This is a genomic window from Mesorhizobium sp. M0500, from assembly GCF_040321165.1.
In the GTDB taxonomy this organism is placed as follows: Bacteria; Pseudomonadota; Alphaproteobacteria; order Rhizobiales; family Rhizobiaceae; genus Mesorhizobium.
This window is the reverse complement of the sequence record NZ_JAMYRB010000065.1, coordinates 1-3321: the sequence shown is the minus strand read 5'-3', so window position 1 is coordinate 3321 and position 3321 is coordinate 1. Positions and strand designations below refer to the sequence as shown.

The following is a 3321-nucleotide window of genomic DNA, read 5'->3' as shown; positions in this document are numbered from 1 at the left end:
AGCCGTGGCACGCTGATCACCCCGGCCCCATGCCGGAGAGCGCGGCGACCGAGCCGTCAGCTACACCACTCCCTGGGACACGATCAACTTCTGCGTGGCATTTTAATTGCATGAATGGAGATTGAAGAACGAAAATACCCAGGAGAGCTAGCCTTCCCGCTGCAGATCCACGAGCTTGCGGAAGAGTACCGCAAGGCGGCAACCCTGCTGCTTCGGCTCGGCCGGCCAGGCAAGCCGCTCACTCGAGCGCCGTTCAGATTGTCGGCAATCCATGCGATCGAACTCTATCTGACCGCGCTTTTGCTCCACCGTGGGCACAGCCCCAATCAGCGGAAAAATCGCTTGTCATAGGACCCTCTCTAACTGCCCGCATTGCCGTCTACGAGGTGAAGGTCGCGCAATCGTCAATATCTACAGACAAATCTGAATTAAATCGGAGATGATCGGGGGAGTAGCTAGGATGTCACCCACGGTGACTGAACCGATCGACATCGACGCCGAGGTCTCGGCATTCCTCGCGCGGCTGGAGGCCGAAGTCCCCTGACATGATGCCGCCGTCGAGCCCGCCGACGGGTCACTCGCTGGCGCTCGGTCGGATCATAAATGCCGAGCACCCCGTTCCGAGACCACCTTTGACTTCCGTCATTCGATGCAGACGCGCGGAATCGGCCCCGATCTTTGCGGCGTAGAGCCAGAGGCCGGCCGCCAGGTCCCAGGCCGGTTGGCTCCAATCGCGCTAGGTCGTGTGGATCAGGTTTGTCCACACCACTTAGTTAGCTAGGGGCGACAATATGCCATCGAAGAAGAAATGGCGCAGGTATTGGGTATCGATCCGTCGGAGCACCCAATCCCGCCCGCAACGCGGTTCGCAGCCATCTCGACCGATTGGTGGACTCCTGACTGCGGGATCTAAGGAGCTTTTCCTAGCCTATAGCTAAATTGAAAGACGCCGGACCCCCGATCGAGCCAACCGCGACCCAACCTACTGGACTCCAGAGCGAATAGAGCGCGTGCGGCTCGAGCGACTTGAGAGGAAAAGGAAATGGCGCCTCGGCATGACTGACTCCGACTGCCTGAGCGCCGGCATCGCCTTTCAGTGCGCGCAAGGGGAGCGTTCCGGTGGCCAATGCTGCTGTTGGAACGGAGCAGGTGGGTTGTTCTAGCAACACGGTTGAGTGTCCGGGGTGCCAACAATGAACAAATGCGCAGGAACACTCGATCCGCGCCTTCGGCAGGCCTGCCTACAACCTGTGCAAGTGCACAGGTAGCGAAGGTGCGCGCGTTCAAGCACGTTTGAGTGTCGGCGCAATTTCCATGCCGAGGTTATATAGACGCCCGAGAGCCGTGGCGCACTGGCAGAAGACGGCTGGACACCTTTGACTTCGCATCAACCTTGACGAAACTCTTCCCTGGAGTTGGATACCTGTCACCGTGACCTACGCCGAGGCCGCTTGATGCCGACAATAACCCACGTCTTCACAATCGACCACGTTTCGCAAATGATCGGGGAGGATCTCGAGCTCCTTCAGGCGATCGTCAGCAACGATGACAATCTCAGCTCTGGCAGTATCATCAGTGTCCATGACGGTACGGAGAAGGCAATAACCGCTCTCACCGACGACGGCATTGACGAGCTAACACAGATGCTTACCCATGCTCGCCGCTCGGCCGAAAAGTGGAGCGACTTCCTCGATGACTTCGTCTCGGATCCCGACAGCATCGCGCGCATCAAGGCGAGGTCTTCGGCGTAAGACCGACGGCTGCGGCAAAGTTGAGGACAAGCCGATCAATATGGTCAACTTTGCCGCCACCTCGTCCAGAGTAGCGGTAAGCCGGTTTATCTGCGAGGCGGTTGCAGCCAGCTCCGGGCCGTAACGGGTCACGAGATATTCCCGGTTCTGGCTGAGGGAGTGAAGATGTTGGGCGGTTTTCGCGCGAAGGCGCAGCCTCGCTTCCAAGGCGAGTTCCGTGCGCGCCGACAGATCGTGCTGCATTTTGCGGAGCCGCCCGAGTGCATTTAGATCGAGCGTATGACTACCTTTGTGGCGATGACCCGATGAGTCGAAGGGGACGCTAAGCCTTGGACCTGTTAATTGAGGCGGTTGCCGTCGAAGAGTTCAAGCAGCCACGCCAAAACGCGGAGGTGCTAAGGTTTCCGATTGGGCGCCGCTTCTGAGGCAATCTCCACGACCGCCATGTAGCCTCAGGTGAGGCGCTCACCGGACGTATGCGCCGCCACTATGAACCATGGTGAGCAAATCCTCCCAGAACGCCACGCCCCGCATGAGCCGAGGCGGGCAATAGAAAATGGGGGCCCAAGCGCGCGTCCATGAAACAGCGCCGCAGGTAAATTCAGCAGAATGTCCATCCTGGCGCCTTCAGCGGCGATGCGCAGCCAGTTCTTGCGGTGACTATCGGGTGGCCGGAGTCCTGGCGCCCGCGCGGCGGCCACACCGTAAAGACCGAGTGGACCGTTAACGCGGGAATCCTGATGGCGCTCACCTCTCATTATATCGGTCGCGCGCAACGTTTGCGGATCATCCGCTGCACCGATCGTGCCAAATGAATAAAGCCTTCAATTACAAATGGTGAGCCGCCTCATCCATGTCCTATCTCCGACGTCGTTCACGTAAAAGGCTCGGTGCTTCCACGCTCTTTTGCTCTTCGCCCGTCCCTCTTCCGTCTTGACTAGCAGGAGCCTACGGCCTATCTCACTGCCGCGTTAGCACTCGCTTCTGGTGAGTGCTAACCACGCTCCGGCAACGGAGAACCGTTCAACATCCGCACCAGGGAAATCCAAAAATGGCAAAGTCGAATTTCCGGCCGCTGCATGACCGCGTGGTCGTTCGCCGGGTCGAGTCCGAAGCGAAGACCGCCGGCGGGATCATCATCCCCGATACGGCGAAGGAAAAGCCGCAGGAAGGCGAGATCATCGCCGTCGGTTCCGGCGCCCGTGACGAGGTCGGCAAGCTCGTCCCGCTGGACGTCAAGGCCGGCGACCGCATCCTGTTCGGCAAGTGGTCGGGCACCGAAGTCAAGCTCAACGGCGAAGACCTTCTGATCATGAAGGAAGCCGATATCATGGGCGTCATCGGCTGACACGCCGCCGCCTTTCATCCGCACCATCCAATCTGAATTTCGGGCGAAATGCCCAGGAGTAAAAAATGGCTGCCAAAGACGTAAAATTCTCCCGTGACGCTCGTGAGCGCATGCTGCGCGGCGTCAACATCCTCGCAGACGCGGTGAAGGTCACGCTCGGCCCCAAGGGCCGCAACGTCGTCATCGACAAGTCGTTCGGCGCACCGCGCATCACCAAGGACG

The 3321-nt window shown here is 59.3% G+C and carries 3 protein-coding genes; all 3 read left to right on the top strand.

Annotation, left to right across the window (positions count from 1 at the left end; all coding sequences use genetic code 11):
- The first annotated feature begins 114 nt into the window (after positions 1-114).
- Positions 115-351 (top strand): hypothetical protein, encoded by a 237-nt coding sequence (locus NKI70_RS33665; protein ID WP_352726421.1) that lies wholly within the window; start codon positions 115-117, stop codon positions 349-351.
- A gap of 1103 nt (positions 352-1454) precedes the next feature.
- Positions 1455-1751, top strand: a complete 297-nt coding sequence (locus NKI70_RS33660) for a hypothetical protein (RefSeq protein ID WP_352578175.1) — start codon at positions 1455-1457, stop codon at positions 1749-1751.
- 1051 nt (positions 1752-2802) lie between these two features.
- Positions 2803-3099 carry a co-chaperone GroES gene (gene groES / locus NKI70_RS33655; protein WP_352458515.1) on the top strand — a complete coding sequence of 99 codons (297 nt, stop codon included), beginning with the start codon at positions 2803-2805 and terminating at the stop codon, positions 3097-3099.
- The last annotated feature ends 222 nt before the right edge of the window (positions 3100-3321 follow it).

Coding starts and splice junctions, on each gene's coding strand:
- NKI70_RS33665 (WP_352726421.1), top strand. CDS start 115: ATGGAGATTGAAGAACGAAAATACCCAGGAGAGCTAGCCTTCCCGCTG.
- NKI70_RS33660 (WP_352578175.1), top strand. CDS start 1,455: ATGCCGACAATAACCCACGTCTTCACAATCGACCACGTTTCGCAAATG.
- groES (WP_352458515.1), top strand. CDS start 2,803: ATGGCAAAGTCGAATTTCCGGCCGCTGCATGACCGCGTGGTCGTTCGC.